The organism is Streptomyces sp. NPDC058274, assembly GCF_042881375.1.
GTDB lineage: Bacteria > Actinomycetota > Actinomycetes > Streptomycetales > Streptomycetaceae > Streptomyces.
On sequence record NZ_JBHVXW010000007.1, the window covers coordinates 258,608 to 278,212 of the forward strand.

At 72.4% G+C, this 19,605-nt stretch carries 9 protein-coding genes; 5 read left to right on the forward strand and 4 right to left on the reverse strand.

Annotated features, from left to right (window positions below):
• Positions 1–123 precede the first annotated feature (123 nt).
• Positions 124–852, reverse strand: coding sequence for a hypothetical protein (locus tag ACFVYF_RS17250; protein ID WP_389456068.1), 729 nt, complete (start codon positions 850–852; stop codon positions 124–126).
• 349 nt (positions 853–1,201) lie between these two features.
• Between ACFVYF_RS17250 and ACFVYF_RS17255 the strand changes: the two genes are divergently transcribed.
• Both ACFVYF_RS17255 and ACFVYF_RS17260 read left to right on the forward strand, forming a co-directional pair.
• Positions 1,202–2,071, forward strand: coding sequence for an NAD(P)-dependent oxidoreductase (locus ACFVYF_RS17255; RefSeq protein ID WP_389456069.1), 870 nt, complete (start codon positions 1,202–1,204; stop codon positions 2,069–2,071).
• A 479-nt stretch (positions 2,072–2,550) separates the two neighbouring features.
• Entirely contained in the window at positions 2,551–3,543 is a 993-nt protein-coding gene (locus tag ACFVYF_RS17260) for an LLM class flavin-dependent oxidoreductase (protein ID WP_389456071.1), read from the forward strand.
• A 112-nt stretch (positions 3,544–3,655) separates the two neighbouring features.
• On the opposite strand, the gene ACFVYF_RS17265 is transcribed toward ACFVYF_RS17260, so the two are convergent.
• Positions 3,656–3,868, reverse strand: a complete 213-nt coding sequence (locus tag ACFVYF_RS17265) for a hypothetical protein (RefSeq protein ID WP_389456073.1) — start codon at positions 3,866–3,868, stop codon at positions 3,656–3,658.
• 197 nt (positions 3,869–4,065) lie between these two features.
• Between ACFVYF_RS17265 and ACFVYF_RS17270 the strand changes: the two genes are divergently transcribed.
• Positions 4,066–4,212: a hypothetical protein gene (locus ACFVYF_RS17270; RefSeq protein ID WP_389456262.1), complete on the forward strand. Its 147-nt coding sequence runs from the start codon at positions 4,066–4,068 to the stop codon at positions 4,210–4,212.
• A 77-nt stretch (positions 4,213–4,289) separates the two neighbouring features.
• Here the strand turns inward: ACFVYF_RS17270 and ACFVYF_RS17275 are convergent, their stop codons facing one another.
• Entirely contained in the window at positions 4,290–4,811 is a 522-nt protein-coding gene (locus ACFVYF_RS17275; RefSeq protein ID WP_389456075.1) for an RNA polymerase sigma factor, read from the reverse strand.
• 66 nt (positions 4,812–4,877) lie between these two features.
• A complete protein-coding gene (locus tag ACFVYF_RS17280) occupies positions 4,878–6,263 on the reverse strand; it encodes a protein kinase (protein ID WP_389456077.1) in 1,386 nt (461 codons plus the stop codon).
• Positions 6,264–7,057: 794 nt separating this feature from the next.
• Here ACFVYF_RS17280 and ACFVYF_RS17285 point away from each other — a divergent pair.
• Complete coding sequence (locus ACFVYF_RS17285; RefSeq protein WP_389456078.1) at positions 7,058–15,796, forward strand: amino acid adenylation domain-containing protein; 8,739 nt, start codon at positions 7,058–7,060, stop codon at positions 15,794–15,796.
• Positions 15,789–19,601 carry a type I polyketide synthase gene (locus ACFVYF_RS17290; protein WP_389456080.1) on the forward strand — a complete coding sequence of 1,271 codons (3,813 nt, stop codon included), beginning with the start codon at positions 15,789–15,791 and terminating at the stop codon, positions 19,599–19,601. Before ACFVYF_RS17285 ends, ACFVYF_RS17290 begins: the two co-directional genes overlap by 8 nt.
• Positions 19,602–19,605 lie beyond the last annotated feature (4 nt).

Sequence of the window (19,605 nt, forward strand, 5' to 3'; positions counted from 1 at the left end):
GCGCGCTCAAGATCGAGTATACCGCAGCAATGAGGGTCCACGCACCCGACCGTGACGGGAGCTCAGGAGGGCCGGCTCTCCGTGCGGCAGGCACCGTGAACCCACCGTGCGGGACATCCCGTCTCAGCTGACCGCGGACGTCTCGGCGACCTCGTAGCCCTCCAGGCCCGGAAGCGCGAGGAGGTCCGCGACGCACTCGGCCGATCCGCCGACGTACGTGCTCACCAGGTCGACGTCACCGCCCACACACCAGGAGCGGTCCTGCGGCCACCAAAGATCCGGGAGTTCCATCAGTACCTCGTCGGAGTCCCGCATGGGCGAGTCGGCGTCCTCGAGGGAGCCGGAGAGCAGGACTTCCTCGCGGCCGGGTGTGCGGAAGACGGGGACGCCGTCCCATGCGTAGCGGCCGTAGCCGTGCCACAGGCCGTACCAGCAGTGGCCGGGGGTACGGGTGTGGCGGGTCAGCACCGGGATGAGGGAGCGGGCCACGTCGGCGGGAGTGGGGCCCTCGTCCGGGTGCTCGTCCCAGACGCCGGGGACGGCCGGTGTGTCGTCGTTGCGGTAGTGGAACTCGTCCTCGACGCCGATCAGTTCGGGCCAGCGCGTCTGCGCGGTCACCGACCGGCCGTACAGGGCGGCCACCCGGTCCCAGCGCACGGGTGCCGCGTCGAGCCTGGCCGGGTGGAGGATCCGCGCGTACGCCTCGAAGCCGGGTGCGCATACTGCCGCCACCGTGCCGAATCCGTCGTTGCCAGGAGGTCGTTGCTCCAGCCAGCGGGCGGGCGTGAGGTCGCGCAGCTCGACGCGGAGGCGGCCGTAGACGGTTGGGCTCGGGGACCTGTGAACGTGCATGCCCGCAGTGTCTCTCGCGCCGGTCCGCTCACGCATCGGGGTTCGGGTCGGGGGCGGGCGCCTCTGTCCGGGCACCGTCGCGGGGAGGGCGGGTCGCGGGCCCTGTGCGCGGGCGGCTCGTCGCCGTACCAGCCATGTCCCGGCGGGCGATGACCTGGGCGTGTCCGTGTCAGCCATGGGGCCACGACGGTGTGAGCACCGCGTCACGGCCGGCGTGGTGATTCCTGGCCCGGCGCTGTGCGTACATGCGCGGAGCTGGAATTCCCTGCTCGGTGCGGTGAGTCCTTGCCAGGAAAAAGTCGGGTTCCCGGCGGACCATGGAGGTGGGGGCAGACAAAGGGAGTCTTGTATGTCGCACACCTCAACCGTCGCTGTTCTCGGTGCGGGCGCGCTCGGCGCCGCGATGGCGACGCGGCTGGGAGAGACCGGCCACGAGGTCCGGCTGTGGAACCGTACGCGGTCAAGGGCCCGTGCGGTGGCGGAGCAGGCCACGGGTGTCACGGCGGTGGACGCGGTGGGCGATGCGGTCTCCGGAGCGTCCGTCGTCCTCACGGTGCTGCGTGACGGCGCCGCGGTCGCGGATGTGATGGCGGATGCCATCGGCCGGCTGGACGACGACGCCGTATGGGTGCAGGCGAGCACGGTGGGTCCGCAGAGCGCGATCGGCCTGGCCGGTCAGGCTCGTGAGCACGGTGTCGCGTTCCTCGACGCCCCGGTCTCGGGCAGCACCGCTCCGGCCCTTCAGGGCAAGCTCGTGTGGCTGGTCGCCGGCCCCGAGGACATCCTCGAGCGGGCGCGTCCCGCGTTGAACGATCTCGGCTCGTCGGTACTGCACGTCGGGGCCGGGGTCGAGGGCAGCGCGCTCAAACTCGCGGTCAACGCGTGGATGGCCGCCTCGACGGTGGCCATGAGTGACGTCCTCGCGCTGTGCGACGAGCTCGGCGTCGAGCACGCGACGTTCACCCGGGTGCTCAAGGCGGGGCCGCTGGCCATGCCGTACGAGTTGCAGAAGGTGGACGCGATGGACACGGCGTCGTACGCCCCCGGATTCGCGGTGCAACTCGCGCTGAAGGACATCGACCTGGCCGCGGTGGCCGCCGCCCCCAGCCCCCTGCTGCAAGTCGTCCGGGACCGGCTCAAGGCGACCGCCGCCGCCGGGCACGAGGACGACGACCTCGCCGCCGTCGACTACCTGAGGAAGGCGCCGTCGGCGCCGTGAGGACGGCGGTTGTTCGCCGGCGACACCGGACGGATGCGCGCGCCGCGTGACCTGTGAACCCGTGTGACCGTCAGACGGTGCGGAACGCGCCGGCCCAGGCAGGTGCCGTGAGCCTGAACCCGAACTCCTCCCGGAGGAACTGGGCGTCTCCGTCCGCGACGAGCGAGACGCAGGCGCCCTTCGGTGCTCGCCGCTCCAGCTCTCGCGGCAGCTCTGCCAGGATCCGCTTCCCCGTCCTCGCCCTCGGTGCTCGGGCAGGACGCAGATGTCGACGAACGCCCCGCCGGCCGGAAGATACGCGGCTCCGCGGACCGTCAGACGCCAAGGACGACGTACATCACGTATCTCGCGGCGAATGTGCAGGTCCGGAGGCACCCGGTGACCTTGCGCGCGCGGTGCGGGATGGGCCCACGGAGGACGCCCCGCTCCTGCTGAGCCAAGGGGTGTGTGACGTCTACCCGCGCTCTTATGCTGACCGCATGATCACTCTGCCGCTCTCCGCGCTGGAAGTAGCCATGGTTCAGACCGGCACCCGGGCCGTGGACACGCTGGGTCAGACCACGGAGTTCGCCCGGCGCCTTGACGCTCTCGGCTACCGGCGCCTCTGGTACGCCGAGCACCACCACTCCCCCGCGATCGGTGCCTTCCCGCCCGTGGTCATGACCGCCCATGCGGCAGCGTCGACGTCGACGATCCGGTTGGGTTCCGGGGGCGTGATGGCTCCCAACCACGCCCCGGTCATGCTGGCGGAGCAGTTCGGCACGCTTGCCGCACTGCACCCCGACCGGATCGACCTCGGCCTCGGGCGCGGCCCCGGCACCTTCGACGAGTCGACCGCGCGGGCGCTCCGGCGCGGGGCGGGGCCGACGACGGACGACGAGTACCGCGACGACGTGGCGTCGACGCTGCGGTACCTGGTGGACGAGGTGGCACTCGGCCCGCTGCCCGAACCATGGCTGCTGTCCTCCAGCACGGCCGGGGCGGCGCTCGCCGCGGAACTCGGTCTGCCGATCGCCTTCGCCCATCACATCCGCCCCGACAACACCCTTGCCGCACTTGCCCATTACCGCGCGCATTTCGCCCCCTCCCCCTGGTGCGACCGGCCTCGCGTGCTGCTGTGCGTGGAGACGGTGTGCGCCGAGACGCAGGAGGAAGCGGTACGGCTGGCGGGGCCGATGGATGTCGTCAAGGCCGGACTGCTCAACGGACGGAGTGACATCCCCTTCCCGACGCCCGCCGAGGCAGCGGTGCACCCCTTCACCGAGGCCGAGCGGAGGGCGCTGGCGAGTTTCCGCGCCCACCAGGCTCACGGCACCCCCGAAGCCGTCGTACAACGCCTGACGGAACTGGCTGCCGCCACCGACGCGGACGAACTGATGCTGGTCACACCGGTGTACGCCCTGGCCGAACGGCTCCGGTCGTACGAGTTGGTCAAGCAGCACGCCTCACTCGCCGAAGCGGGCACCGGCTGAATCCTGGGGTCGGCTGTGTCAGCGTCCCGCCCTCACAGGGTGCCGTGCTCTCAAGGCGATCATCGGCGAAAGGGCGGGCCGTGCCGGAGGAGGTTCCACCGGCGGCATGGCGTCAGGCCTGGTTGCTGCCCGGCTGGATGATCTCGTCGAGGGTTCTGCGGACGGCCTCGTAGGCGGAGGCGCGGATGTCCGCCGCGGGCTCGTTCGCTGTCCCGGCATCCGGCTTGGCGGACTCCGCCCTCCAGTGCCCTTCCTCCTGCGCGGCCCAGTCTCGGGCCCGCTGGATACGGCGTAGCAGCTCGTCAGAGTCCACGACATCGCTCATGGGCGTCATCTACCCCGCGAGCCGCACGACACCCCAGTAAGCGCGGATCAATCCGCGAGTGCCCCCGCATCAGCGGACGTCGACACGGCAAGGCCGTGGGCACAGACGCGTGCGCTCTCGGACCCTTACTTCGCGGCAGCGGGGTATCCGGGTTGTGCACGGATCCGTCTCACCGACCTCATTGCAGGAGGGCAGTCGTGGCAGGAATGATGGACAAGATCAAGCAGTTCACCCGGAGCCCGCAGGGCCGGCGCACGATCGAAGAGGTACGTCGCGCGTCCGCCGATCCGCGGCGACGGGCCCAGGCCCAGCGCTTGCTGGGCAAGCTGCGCGGACGACGCTGACGACGCACCAGGCACGCTTATACGGGCCCGTTCGCCTGCCGCGCCGACACGCACCCGCCGTCGGCGTCGTCCGCCGCTCACGCCGCCGACGGCTGCCAGGCCTCCTGGAAGCGGCGGCGGGCTCGGTGCAGGCGGGAACGGACTGTTCCGATGGGGAGGGAGAGAGTCTTGGCCATTTCCTCCTCGTTGAGTCCGTAGACCCGCAGGGTGAGGACCTCGCGGTGTGCTGTCGAGAGCCGTTCGAGGACGTCGTTGATATGGACGGCGTCCAGGGGGTTCGCCTCGTGCCGGGCCTCGACCGGTGAGTACGTCGCCTCGTCGCCGAGGCGCTTGACCGTACGGACCGCTTCGCGGATGGTGACGGAACGGACCCAGCCGTAGAAGGCCGCGGGTTCCCGCAGCGTGGCGAGTCCCCGGTAGATGGCGACGAGGGCTTCTTGCGTCGCGTCGGAGCTGTTGTCGTGCGCGATCGAGAAACAGACCCGGGCGACGTACGGCGTGATGTGGGTGAGCAGGTCGTTCATCGCCGGCTCGTCGCCTGCCTGGGCTCGCGGCAGCAAGGCGGCGACCGGCGGGGGGAGTTCGTGCGCGGTCTTCATCTCGGAGGGTTGCTCCTTGGGGGAAGCCGGTGGGGGTGCAGCCGCGGGAGCGCGGGGTGCGCTCGTTCAGGCCGGGGGCGCGGAGACGGACGGTGCGCCGGCGGCCCCAGCGGTGGCGAAGGCCAGCAGCGTGGAACGGACGTCGTCCCGCAGTGATTCCATGAACGCCGGGCTGAAGCACGCGGTGTAGTGCGGGAATTCGATGGCGAGCCTGCCATCGAAGGAGACCACGCACGCCATCAGCGGACTACGGCCGGCCTGCGGGAAGTACTGCTCCCGGGCGGGCACCAGGCGAACGTCGGTGACCTCCGCTCCCTCGGGCAGCCGGGGGCCCGGTACGGAGCCCATGTTGGTGGCGATCACGGTGCCCGTCTGAAGGGCCGGGTTCCGCGGGACCTCCGGCATGATCCGCATGTCCTGGAAGTGGTCGCCACGCTCGATGGACTCCCGCAGGTCCACGCCGACTTCGCGGGCCAGCGTCAACGGCTCGGTGTCCGCGTCGACCGTGACGGCCTGCAGATGCGTGCTGACCGCGGCGACCATCACGGTGGGTGACAGCGGCGGAGTCAGGCGGGAGCGCAGGTCCACGGGTGACAGGCAGCCGAGGACACGGGGGCCGTCGCCGCCGAGGCGTTGGCGGGCCGCGATCAGCAGCGCGGCACTGACCAGACCGTGCACCGACACACCCGTTTCACGGGCCAGTTGGCGCAGTTGCGCGGTGTCGCCGGCGTCGAGGAGCAGCCGGCGCACCTCGATGCGGTGCGCGTCTGACGTGCCCGCGGTGCCGGTCGCGACCGCGGCCACCGGGCCGTTCGCCGCACCCCCTGCACCGCGCGGCGCTGCCTCTGGTAGCTGCCGAGGCGTGTCGTAGGGCACGAGTTCGACAGGATGGCGTCCAGTCTCCGCGAGGCGCCATTCCAGGTACTTGGCGGTCTCCGACTCGTCCGAGGGGGGCAGCAGTTCACTGACGGGCGCCGGCCAGTCGACGGACAGCACCTCCGCACTGGCGGGCGTCTGCCGTGCCCCTTCGACGAAGGCCCCGTACCGCTCCCAGAGGGTGTTGAGGAGCGTGATGGCGCTGTGCCCGTCCGTGATGATGTGGTCCACCGTCAGGACGAGCAGGTGCCGCTCGTCACCGGGCTCGGTGGCGAGGACCGCGCGGGCCAGCGGACCTCCCACGGACAACGGGGAGTTCAGCTCCTCGTCGTACACCTCGGGGCCGCCGGTCCGCAGGGCCAGCCGCGGGCGCTCGGCGTCCGGGAGGAGCTCCAGGGCATGACCCGAGCCGTCCGAGGTGATCCGCGCGCGCAGGCCGGGGTGCTCGGCCGTGAGTGTGTCGAACGCCGTCGACAGTGCCACCGCGTCGAGATGCCCGCGTACGGAGCAGGAGAGCACCGCTCTGCTTCTCTGGCCCACATAGAGGGTTTCCACGGGACACAGTGCGCGTCGCATGCGTTCAGCCTTTCTTGCCGTCTCCGCCATTTCACGCGAGACCGAACGACGGTCCTTCGTAAGGGTTTTCCGGAGTGTTGGCGCTCTCGGAGCGGGTTGAACAAAGGAAAACGGACGGTGTCACCCGCGAGCAAGGCCGGAACGCAAGGTTCAGGTATTTCCCTAAAGATGGCTGCGCTAGGCAACTTGTCCGCGTCGGCGACTGTGACGCGCACGGCATGGACGGCGCGCTTTCCCCTCTCGCAGGCCCGGTATCGGGCCCTGGGCGGCCGTAAGCCCTCACCGGCGTAGGCCCTCACCTCCGTGAACGTGCCTCCGCGCAGAGTCGGGCTCCCACCATCAACTCCCGGGCGAGGGAAAGCAGACACCGTCGCAGTCGACTCCCGGCCGGCGCAGCACAGAAAGACGGTGAGGATTCCCTGAAAAGAGCCACGAAGCGAGAACCAATGCAGGGCGCAAAGCAAGCCGCCCCTGTCCCCAAACGCCAACAGCGCGATCAGCCGCACTTTCTAGGTGTTTCCCTAGGAATTAATTCCGTATGCCCCGGGACGCCCTTGACTGCCCGACTCGGCGTCATGCAAGGTGATGCGGCGGCAGGAGATCGCAGCCGATCACGCGATTTTGGCGCCTGAGTGTGCGACCGCTTCCCTGCTTTGTTCACCCCTATTCGCGTGGGGCGGCGCTACGCCTGCCGGCGGGGCGACAGGCGGTGGTACCGACCGCGGCGCGTCCGGCCCCGCGGGGCTTTCCCCCTTGATTCGTCCGAAGACCGCTCGCCACTGAGGGTTGGTGCCATGTCAGTCCATGAGGACGATCGTCGACCGCTGTCCGGAGCGCAGGAGGGCCTCTGGTTCGCCCAGCGCCTCGCTCCGGGCACCGCCGCCTACAACACCGGCGAGTACGTGGAGATCCACGGGCCGGTCGACACCGATCTGTTCGAGACCGCGCTGCGCCGCACGGTCGCCGAGGCCGACACCTTCGCGCAGCGTTTCCTGGACACCGCCGACGGGCCCCGGTGCGTCCGGGCGGAGGCACCCGACGACTGGCCGCTGCACCGGGTGGACGTCAGCGGCGCGGCCGACCCGACGGCCGCCGCGGAGGAATGGATCCGGCGTGACCTGGTCACGCCGGTGGACATCGAGTCGGGTCCGCTGTTCTCCCACGCCCTGCTGACCCTTGCGCCCGACCGGTACTTCTGGTTCCTGCGTGCGCACCACATCCTGCTGGACGGCTACAGCTACAAACTCGTCGCCCGCCGCCTCGCCGACACCTACACCGCGCTCGCCGCCGGCGAGCAGCCCGCCCCGGCCGGCTTCGAGTCGGCCCGGCGGCTCCAGGAGGAGGAAGCGGCCTACCTCGCCTCGGAGCGTCATGAGCGGGACCGTGCCCACTGGGCGGACCGGCTGGCCGGACTGCCGGAACCCGTACGGCTCACGGAACGGACCGCGGCCCCGGCCGCGCCCTTCCTCCGCCGCACCGTGGACCTCACCCCCACCGAGGCCGCCACCCTGTCCGCCGCGGCGAAGCGATTCGACGTCTCCCGCACCGATCTGCTCGTCGCCGCCGTGGCCGCGTATCTGCACCGCATGACCGGCGCCACCGACCTCGTACTCGGACTGGCGACGATGAGCCGCCTCGGGAGCGCCGCGCTGCGCACCCCGGGCACCGCCTCCGACATCCTGCCGCTGCGGGTGTCCGCCGCCCCGGACGCGCCGGTCGGCGAGCTGGTGCGGGGCGTCGCCGACGAACTGCGGGCCCTGCGCCGGCATCAGCAGTACCGGGGCGAGTTCCTCCGCCGCGATCTGGGGCTGCTCGGCGGCGGGCGGCGGGTGCACGGGCCCGTGGTCAACATCGTCCCGTTCACCGAGGACCTGGTGTTCGCCGGCAGCCCGTCCACCTCCCACCACCTGTCGGGCGGCGCCGTGGAGGATCTGCAGATATCCATCCGCCCCGGAGCCGATCCGGACGGACTGTGGCTCGCCTTCGACGCCCATCCCGCGCTGTACGACGAGAGGGAACTCGGCCTCCATCTGGAGCGGTTCCTTCTCGTGCTGCGCCAACTCGCGGACGCCCGGCCGGAGATGCCGGTCGCCGACGCGTCGCTGTTGCTTCCGGGGGAGCATCCGCAGCAGACGCCCGCCCCCGAACACACCGTCACCACAACGCTCACCGAGCGTTTCGAGGAGCAGGCAGAACGCGTTCCGGACCGTACGGCGGTGTCCTGCGAGGGGGTGTCCTTCACCTACGCGGAGCTGAACGCGGAAGCCAACCGGCTGGCCCGTCTGCTGGTCGAGCGCGGAGCGGGCCCGGGCCGTGTGGTGGCGCTGGCCCTCCCCCGCGGGCTGAGGCTCATCTCGGCCCTGATCGCCGTACTCAAGACGGGTGCCGCCTACCTTCCCCTCGACACCGGTCATCCCACGGAGCGTCTGCGCCTGGTCATGGAGGACGTCTCACCCGCCGTCCTCGTCACGGACAGCGCGCACGCCGCCCACCTCCCCGCTTCGGCCGTCCCGGCCGTGGTCCTCGGTGCTCCGGACACCGAGGACGGTCTGGCGGGGTACCGCGGTGACGACCTCACGGACGCCGACCGCACGGGTGCGACCGGGCCGTCCGACATCGCGTACATCATCCACACCTCCGGGTCCACCGGCCGCCCCAAGGGTGTGCCCGTGCCGCACGCCAACGTGGTCCGGCTGTTCGAGGCCTCCGCCGAGCACTTCCGCTTCGGCGAGGACGACGTATGGACCCTGTTCCACTCGTACGCCTTCGACTTCTCCGTGTGGGAGATCTGGGGTCCGCTGCTGCACGGCGGACGGCTCGTCGTGGTGCCGTACGCGGTCAGCCGGTCGCCGCAGGACTTCCTTCAGCTGGTGCGCGCCGAGGGTGTCACCGTCCTCAACCAGACACCGTCCGCCTTCGAGCAGCTGATGCGGGCCGACGCCGAGTCCGCCCCCGACGCGGCGCCGCGGCCGTCGGCGGGAGCACTGCGTTACGTCGTCTTCGGCGGCGAGGCCCTGCACCCGGCGCGGCTGCGTCCGTGGGTCGACCGGCACGGACTGGACGCCCCGGCCCTGGTCAACATGTACGGGATCACCGAGACGACCGTGCACGTCACCCATCACCGCGTGACCCGGGACGACCTGGACGATCCGCGCCGGGCCAGTGTCATCGGCCGCCCGCTCGCCGACCTGCGGGTCCACGTCCTCGACAGCGCGCGCCGGCCCGTGCCGCCGGGTGTGACCGGTGAGATGTACGTCTCCGGCCCGGGTGTGGCCCCCGGCTATCTGAACCGTCCGGAGCTCACCGAGGAGCGGTTCGTGCCCGATCCGTTCGGGCGGCCCGGTACCCGTATGTACCGGACGGGCGACCTGGCCCGGCGCCAACTCGACGGCGAGCTGGAGTACATCGGCCGCGCCGACCAGCAGGTCAAGATCCGGGGCTTCCGTATCGAGCCGGCCGAGATCGAGGCCGTGCTCGCCCGGCACGCGGCGGTCGCGCGGGCCGCCGTGGTGGCCCGCCGGAGCGACGACGGCGAAACACAGCTCGTGGCCTATGCGATCGCCGCCGACGGCGGGCATCCCGCGCCGGGCGAGCTGCGCGCCCATCTCGCCGAGCGCCTGCCCGAGCACATGGTTCCGGCCGCGTGCGTGCTGGTCGAGGAACTGCCGCTGACCGCCAACGGCAAGCTCGACACCGAGGCGCTGCCCGCACCGGACTTCGCCGCGGCCGCCGGCGGCGCCCGTCCCACTACGCCCCAACAAGCCCTCGTCTGCCGCCTGTTCGAGGAGGTGCTGCGGCTGCCCGCGGACACCGTCGGCACGGAGGACAACTTCTTCGACCTCGGCGGCCACTCCCTGCTCGCCACCCGTCTGCTGGCCCGGCTGCGTGCGGAAACGGGTACCGACGTACCGATCACTGCGCTGTTCGACACGCCGCGGCCCGCCGCTCTCGCCACGCGACTCACCGACGGCACCGACGGCCCGGCACGGCTGCCCGCGCTCGAAGCCGCCGTACGCCCCGAGCGCACTCCCCTGTCCTTCGCTCAGGAACGCATGTGGTTCCTCAACCGGCTGGACGAGGCGTCGGCGACGTACAACATCCCGCTGGTCGTCCCGCTGCGACGGGCGCTCGACGACGAGGCGCTGCGGGCCGCTCTCGGCGATGTGGCCGACCGGCACGAGAGCCTGCGTACGGTGTTCGCGCAGGACGGTGGCGCCACGTATCAGCGGATCCTCGCGCCCGGCGAGCTGCGGCCTGAACTGCGGGTCGTGGACTGCCCCGCCGAGGAGGTCGCGGCGCAGGTCTCGGCCGCGTTGCGCCACCGGTTCGACCTGACCCGCGAAAGCGCCCTGTGGGCCGCCGTGTTCGGGACGGGGAGCGACCGCACGCTGCTCCTGCTCCTGCACCACAGCGCGGCCGACGGCTGGTCGCTCAGGCCGCTCGCGGACGACCTGGGCGCCGCCTACCGGGCGCGGGCCGCGGGCGAGGTGCCTCGTTGGGAGCCGCTGCCGGTGCAGTACGCCGACTATGCCCTGTGGCAGCGGCGGTTGCTGGCGCCCGCGCCCGAAGGGCCAGGCCGTGTGGAGGAGTTGACGGCGTTCTGGCGCGAGGCGCTGGACGGGCTGCCCGAGGAGAGTGCGCCACCGGCCGACCGGCCTCGGCCCGAGGCCACCGCGGGCGAGGGCGCGAGCGTGACGGTTCCGGTGGACGCCCGCCTGCATCAGGCGCTGTTGGCGCTGGCGGACGTCGAGGGCGCCAGCCTCTTCATGGTGCTGCACGGGGCGCTGGCCGCTCTGCTGACCCGGTGGGGCGCGGGGGAGGACGTGGCGATCGGCACCCCGGTCGCCGGCCGGTCCGAGCCCGCCCTCGACGACGTGATCGGGCTGATCACCAACACGCTCGTCCTGCGGACCGACACCTCCGGCGATCCCGGCTTCCGTCAACTGCTCGCACGGGCAAGGGACTTCGATCTCCGGGCGCTGGACCACCAGGACCTGCCCTTCGACCGGCTGGTGGACGAGCTCAATCCGCCCCGCCATCCGGCCCGGCACCCGCTGTTCCAGGTGATGCTCGCCCTGCAGAACAACGAGCGGGCCGTGCTGGCACTCGGGGACGACGCGGTCCCGCTGCGACCCACTGCCACCGGCACCGCCAAGTTCGACCTCTTCGTGGACGTCCTCGAACGCCACGATGCCCAGGGCGCTCCCGACGGGCTCGAACTGCACGTCGAGTACGCCACGGACCTGTACGAGGCGGACACCGCCGAGCAGTTCGCCCTGGGGCTGCGCACTCTCCTGGAGGCCGTGAGCAGCGATGCGGACGTCCAGGTCGGCGCGCTGTCCCTCCCCGCCCGGCCGTCCGCCCGGTCGGTCACCGGCCCGGGTGCCGCGGCCGCAGCGGCGGCACTGGAACGCACGGCGCTGTCCGTCCCCGGCGTCCGCGACGCGGTCGTGCTTCCCGCGCCGGACGACGGGCCGCCCACCGTGTACGTGGTGCCGCACCGGGCCGGCGCGGCCGAGCAGGTGGAACAGGCCCTGTCCGGCCAGGCCCGGATCACGGTGGTGGGCGATCTCCCCCGCTCCGCCGACGGCAGCCTGGACACCGGGGCACTGCGTGCCCTGCCCCCGGTCGACCGGCGGTCCGCGGAGGCATGGCGCCGTCCGCTCACTCGTGTGCCCGGTGTCCGCGAGGTCGACCTCCGCCTGGAGGACGTACCCGGGGAACTGGACCGTCGGCACGTCGGTGCTCTGCGTCCGGCCGGCGGCCCACCGCCGCAGCCGGACGACACCCGGGACCGCGCCACGACCGTGCCGGCCCTCAGCGAAGGGCCCGCGCTGCCCGAGCCGTCGGTGCCCGACTGGGCGGCCGCCCTCACTCGCGCGGCAGGCCGGGCACACGGCGAGATCGTGCACGTACGCGCGGACGGCAGTGAGACCCGGCACAGCTACGACTCGCTCGTCGAGGAGGCCTCCCGGGTGCTGGCCGGGCTGCGCAGGGCGGGACTTCGGCCGGGCGACCAGGTGATCCTCCAGTGCGGCGACACCGAGGACTTCGTCGCCGTGCTGTGGGGCTGCATCCTCGGCGGATTCGTCGCCGTACCGCTGACCGTGCCCGCGTCCTACGCGACCACTTCCGCCGCGGTCACCAAGCTCGAAGGCATCTGGCGGATGCTGGACCGGCCCTGGATCGTGGCCTCGCCCGACAGCGAGGCGGGACTGCGGGACCTCGCCGCGCGGCGGGAGTGGCCGGGACTGCGCCTGACGACCGCCGACGCCCTGCGCGACGCGCCCGAGGACCGCGACTGGCATCCTGCGCGGCCGGACGACCTGATCCTGATGCTGATGACCTCCGGCAGCACGGGCCTGCCGAAGGCGGTCCGTCTCACCCACCGCAATGTGCTGACCCGTTCCGCGGCCACCGAGGCCATGAACGGCCTCGGGGAGCACGACGTCACCCTGAACTGGATCCCCCTGGACCACGTCACCGGCGTGGTGATGTTCCATCTGCGGGACGTCTATCTCGGCTGCCGGCAGATCCACGCGCCGACGTCGTGGATCCTCGAGGACCCGCTGCGCTGGGCGGACCTCGCCGACCGTCACCGCGTCAGCGTCACCTGGGCGCCCAACTTCGCGTTCGGGCTCCTCGCCGAACAGGCACACCGGTTCGGGGACCGCGCCTGGGACCTGTCCCCGATGCGGCTGGTGATGAACGCCGGTGAGGTCGTCGTCGCGTCCGCCGCACGCCGGTTCCTGCACGCGCTGCGTCCGTTCGGGCTGCCGCAGGACGTCATGCACCCCGGCTGGGGCATGTCGGAGACGTGCTCGGTGGTCACCGACTGCGTGCTCCCGGGCGAGGCACCGGGCCATGACGAGTCGTTCGTCAGCTGCGGTCTGCCGTACCCCGGGTTCGCCATGCGGATCGTCGACGACCGGAACGCGGTGCTCGCCGAGGGCGACGCCGGCCGGCTCCAGGTGCGCGGCACGTCCGTGACGGGCGGCTACCACGACAACGCGAAGGCGAACGCCGAGTCGTTCACGGACGACGGCTGGTTCGACACCGGTGACCTGGCGTTCCTGCGCGCGGGCGAGCTGTACATCACCGGCCGCGCCAAGGACGTCATCATCGTCAACGGCGTCAACCACTACAGCCACGAGATCGAGGCCTGTGTCGAGGAACTGCCCACCGTCGTGAGGAGTTTCACGGCGGCCTGCGCGGTGCGCTCCGACGCGTCGGCCGGCACCGACGAACTCGCCCTGTTCTTCCAGCTCTCCCCCGGCCAGGACCCGGCGGCCGCCCTCCGCGAGATCGGCGGCAAGGTCACCCGCGAGATCGGGGTCAGCCCCGCCTTCCTGATTCCGGTCGCCGCCGACGCGATCCCCAAGACGGAGATCGGGAAGATCCAGCGCACCAAGCTCCGCAAGAGCTTCGAGGCCGGCGACTTCGACGACGCCGTGCGCGAGGCGCAGTTGCTGCTCGGTACGGCCGCCACCCTGCCCGACTGGTTCCTGCGCCCGACGTGGCAGCGGGCGGAGGCCCTGCACCGGAGGGCACGCCCGGCGGGCCACCACACGCTGGTCCTGGCGGGCGGCGAACCCCGTACGGAGGATGTGGCCCGGCACATCGCGGGCCGGCTGCGCGCCGGGGCGGGTCTGTGCACCGTCGTCACGGACGGCCCTGCGTACGAGCGCCTGGACGCCGCCCGTTACCGGATCCGGCCCGGCAGCGAGGACGACCAGGCGACGCTGCTCGCGCAACTGGCGGCCGACGGACGGCCGGTGGACACCGTCGTGCACCTGGGCGCGCTGCACGGCCTGCCGGACGACGGTACGTGGGAGGGGCAGGACAGCGCCGCATCGCTGCTCGTGCTGGCCCGCGCCCTGGCCGGGCGTCCGGTTCCGCAGCGTCCGCTGGACCTTCTGTTCGTGACCGCCGGGGCCCAGACCGTCACCGACGACGACCGTCCGGGCCTGGCCCACGCGGCTGCGGGCGCCCTGCTCAAGTCGCTGCGGGAGGAGCTTCCTTGGCTGCGGGGCGTCCACCTCGATCTGCCGCCCGGTGGGGAGGCGGAGTCGCAGTCGCAGTCGCAGTCGCAGTCGGCCGAGGCGATCGTGGCCGAGGCCCTGAGCCACCCCACCGACGTCGAGATCGCGCTCCGAGACGGACACCGCCATGTGCGCCGGCTGACGCCGCTGCCCGAGCCGCTCCCCCGTACCGCACCGTCCGGGGACGACGGCTTCCACCTGATCAGTGGCGGTCTCGGCGGTGTCGGCAGCGAGGTCGCCGCGCATCTGCTGAAGACACCGGGAACCAGGCTGCTCCTCCTGGGACGCACCCGGCTGCCCGCCGAGGAGACCTGGCAGCGGCACCTCGACGACGCGGGACCCGCCGCCGGCCGGATCGAAGCGCTGCAACGGCTGCGGCAGCTCGGCGAGGTGCGCTACGAGTCCGTGGACGTCACCGAGCCCGAGCAGGTACGGGCGGCCGTGCGCGAGGCCGCCGACACCTGGCACGTCCCGCTGACCTCGGTACTGCACCTGGCCGGAGCCTTCGACGAGCGTCCCGTCCAGGAACTCGCCCCCGCCGACTGGGCAGAGGCGCTGGAGGCGAAGGTCCGCGGCGCCTGGACCCTGCACTCGGTCGCCGCCGAGCACCCGGTGACCTCCTTCGTCACCTTCTCCTCCGTCAACGGCTACTTCGGCGGCGCGATGAACGCCGCCTACTCGGCCGCCAACGCGTTCCTGGACGCCCTCGCCGTGCACCGGCGCCGGGCCGGCCTGCCCGGGCAGAGCCTGGCCTGGAGCATGTGGCGCGACCGCGGCATGAGCCTGGGCTACCAGCTCACCTCGCTGACCGAGGCCCGCGGCTACCGGGTGCTGGAGGCGGCGGCCGCGCTGCGCTCGTTCGACCTCGCCCGCACCGTGGACGCACCGCACCTCCTCATCGGCGCCGACCGCACGGCCCCCTGGGTACGCAGTCATGTGCTCTCGCCCGTACGGCAGTTGCGGCGCCTCGCCGGTCGCGTGGCGCTCGACGAGGGCGCCGATCTGGGCGCCCTGTACACGGCCGCGGCCGGTGCCGCCGAGGCGGCCGGCGCCGGGGACGCCTGGGTGCTGCGTTCGGCGGGCACCGCCGCCCAGGCCTCGGACCCGGCAGCCGGGGAGGAACTGCGCCGGCTGGAGGGCGAACTCGCCACGCTCTGGTGCCGTGTCCTCGAGCGCGACCGGGTCTCCCGTGACGAGAACTTCTTCGACCTGGGCGGCAATTCGCTGCTGCTGGTCACCGCACAGACGACCATCAACAAGGCGCTGGGCTGCGAACTGAGCGTCGTCGACCTGTTCGCGCACCCGACCGTACGAGCCCTGGCCCGGCATCTGACCGAGCAGGGCGCCACGGCGCCCGCGCCCGCCCAAGGGGTGACGGCGGCTCCTGAGCCGACCGGACTGGACCGGGCCAAGGAACAAGCACAGCGGCAGCGCGAGGCCCGCGCGGCGCGCCGCTCCGCACGGGATCGGAAGGACCGAGGCCATGGATGAGACGACGGACCCGCAGGACGGTGCGGCACCCGCCGTCGCCGTGATCGGCATGGCGGCCCGCTTCCCCGGCGCGGACGACGTGGACGCTTTCTGGGACAACCTCGCGAACGGCCGGGACTCGGTACGGCCCGTCACCGACGAGGAGTTCCTCGCCGCCGGGGGCGACCCGCGCGACCTCGACGACACCTCGCTCGTCCGGATGGCCTCGGTCATCGACGGCATGGAACTGTTCGACTCCGGCTTCTTCGGCTACAGCCCCGCCGAGGCCGCCGTCGTCGACCCGCAGCAGCGGCTGCTGCTGGAGACGGCCTATCACGCTCTGGAGGACGCGGGCTGCCCGCCCGAGTCTGCCGCCGGAACGGTCGGCGTGTACGCGGGCAGTGGTGACAGCCGCTACTACCCCGCCCATGTGTACCCGAGGTTCGCCGGGCAGCCCGGCTCGGTGGAACTGGTGCATGCGGCCACCTCCAACTCCCTGGGCACGCTCGCCACCCGGATCTCCTACGAGCTGGGACTGACCGGCCCGAGCGTGTCGCTGCAGACGGCGTGCTCCACCGCGCTCGTCGCGCTGCACACCGCGTGCCAGGACCTGATCGAGTACCGCTGCGACACCGCGCTCGCCGCCGCGGTGTCCCTCAACCCCTCGGCGATGCTGGGTTATCGGCATGTTCCCGGCGGGCCGTTCTCGCCGGACGGGCGCTGCCGCACCTTCGCCGCCGACGCGGCCGGCACCTCGTCGGGCGACGGGGTGGGAGCGGTGGTACTCAAGCGCCTGGAGGACGCCCTCGCCGACGGCGACCGCATTCGCGCGGTCATCCGGGGCACGGCCGTCAACAACGACGGGCGCCGCAAGGTCGGCTTCACGGCCCCGAGCACACCCGGCCAGACCGAGGTCGTCCTCGCGGCGCAGGCCCAGGCCGACATCGACGCCGGCACCATCGGGTTCGTCGAGGCCCACGGCACCGCCACCCACATCGGCGACCCCATCGAGGTGGCCGCGCTCACCGAGGCGTTCCGGCAGAGCACCCAACGGCGCGGTTTCTGCGCCCTGGGCTCGGTGAAGGCCAACATCGGGCACCTGGGTGCGGCCGCCGGCATCGCCGGGTTCATCAAGGCCGTCCTCGCGCTGGAGCACCGCCAGATCCCGCCGAACCTGCACTTCGAACGGCCCAACCCGCTCATCGACTTCGCCTCCGGACCGTTCCGGGTACCGACCACGCTGGAGGACTGGCCGGCGGCCGGCCATCCGCGGCGGGCGGCGGTCAGCGCCTTCGGCATCGGCGGCACCAACGCGCACGTCATCCTCGAAGAGGCACCCGCCACCGCCCCGGCTCCGCCCCGGCCGCCCGAGGAAGGCCGCCGGCACGTCCTTCCGCTGTCCGCGCGGACGGCCGGCGCCCTGCGCGGCCAGGCCGACGCGCTGGCCGACCGTCTTGCGGCGCGGCCCGGCCTGCGGCTGGACGACGTCGCCCACTCGCTGCGCGTGCACCGGCCGGCGCTGCGCCACCGGCTCACCGTCACGGCCACTTCGGTCGACGAGGCGGTCGCCGCGCTGCGCGCCACCGGCCCGGCCGGGCCGCCGGTCCCCGACGAGACCCCGAAGGTGGCGTTCCTGCTGCCGGGCGGCGGAACACAGTACGTGGGCATGGGCAAGGAGCTGTACCGCGACAACGACGTCTACCGCGACGCCGTGGACCGCTGCGCCCGCATCCTGCGCCCGGTGACCGGGCACGACCTGCGCACTGTCCTGTTCGAGGAGGCCGAGCCGGGCAGCCCGTCCGCGTTCCTCGCGCTCGTCGTCACCGAGTACGCGCTCGCCACCACCCTCATCGAGGCGGGCGTCCGCCCCGACGCGCTGATCGGGCACTCGCTCGGCGAATACACCGCGGCCTGCCTCGCCGGCGTGCTCGACCTGGACGAGATGCTCCCCGTGGTCGCCGAGCGCATGCGGCTCATCACCTCCTCGGGCGGCGCGACGGTCGGGGTGGCGGCCCCGGCCGAGACCCTGCTGCCGCTGCTCGACGACCGGCTGTCCCTGGCCGCGGTCAACGGTCCCGCCGCCTGCACCGTCGCCGGGCAAACCGACGCGGTGGCGCGACTGGAGAAGGAACTGACGCGTCGCGACGTGCCGTTCCGCCGACTGCGCGTGCCGGCCGCCGCACATTCCCACGTCCTGGACCCGATCCTGGAGACCTTCGCGGGCCATCTGCGCTCGCTCACCCTGCGCCCGCCACGCATCCCGTACGTCACGAACGTCACCGGCAGCTGGGCCGCCCCCGCGCAGGTCACGGACATACAGCACTGGCTCGACCACACCCGGCGCACGGTCCGTTTCGCCGACGGCATCACCGCGCTGTGGGAGCGCGACCATCCCGTACTCGTCGAGATCGGGCCCGGTGACAGCCTCACCAAGCTGGCCCGCGCCCAGCTCGCGGACCACGGCCCGGTGACGGTCACCACGATGCGGCACGCCAAGGCCGACAGCCCGGACGGCTTCGTCCTCGCCGAGGCACTCGGCCGGCTGTGGAGCGCGGGCGTGGACACCGCGCTCCCGGACAGCGCCGGCAGCGCCGTACTGCCGAGGCGGGTTCCGCTGCCCGGCTACGCCTTCGAGCGCCACCGGCACTGGATCGACGCCCCGGGCGCCCGCACCGGACCCGCCGACGGGCAGACGTCCGCGACGGCCACCGCGGACAACGGCACCTCGCTCGCGCCCCGGCCTCACCTGACCACGGCACACCTCGCCCCGCGCACCGAGCACGAACAGGCGGTGACCCGGCTGTGGGAGGAGACCCTCGGCATCGGGGGCATCGGGGTCAACGACAACTTCTTCGACCTCGGCGGCGACTCCATGCGCGCCGTACTGCTGGCGGGACGGCTGCGCCAGGCCGGGGTGCTGGACGCGCCCGCCGCCGCGCTGCTGGCCGCGCCGACCGTTGCGGGGCTGCTGGAGACCGTCGGCCGGGACAACGCGTCCGACGCCCTGCGGCCCCTGCTCCCACTGCGGACCGAGGGCAGCGATACGCCCCTGTTCTGCGTCCATCCGGGGGCGGGCGTGTCATGGCGCTACACCGGGCTGCTGCCCCATCTGGGCGCGGACCAGCCGGTGTTCGGCATCCAGGCCACCGGCCTCGACGGCACCAGGCCGCCCGCGCCGGACGCCGCTTCCATGGTGGCGACGTACGTGGAACTGGTCCGCGAGGTGCAGCCCCGGGGCCCCTACCGGCTGCTCGGCTGGTCCTACGGCGGATTCGTGGCGCACTCGATGGCCTGCGTGCTCCAGGAGCAGGGCGAGGAGGTCGAGCTGCTCGCCCTCCTCGACGCGCCCCTGCCGCACCGCGTCCCCTACTCCCCCGAGGCGGCCGAACGGCAGGTCGCGGCCCTGCTGACGCGAGTGGCCGGGCTGCCGGTCACCTCTCAGTCGGACATCCCGGCCGTCGACACCGTCCTCGAGCGCATCGGCGAGCTGGCGGACAGCGACGGCACCTCCCTGCCGGTGACGCGTGAGGAGGCGGCCGCGATCGCCACGGTCATGCGCAACAACCTGCGCATCGCACCGGAGTTCACCCCGGGCGTGTTCCACGGCGACGTGCTCTTCTTCAGCGCGGCCGAGGATCCCGCCGCCTCGGTCGAGGCGGCCGACCTCGCGCTCGCGCCCGGCAAGGCGGACAGCTGGCGCCCCTATGTGGACGGCACGTTCGCCGATCACACCGTGCCGTGCGGGCACTACGAGATGACCGAACCCGAGCCGATCGCCCACATCGGCGCGGTGGTCGCCAAGGCGCTGCGCCCCGCGGCCGGCTGACACG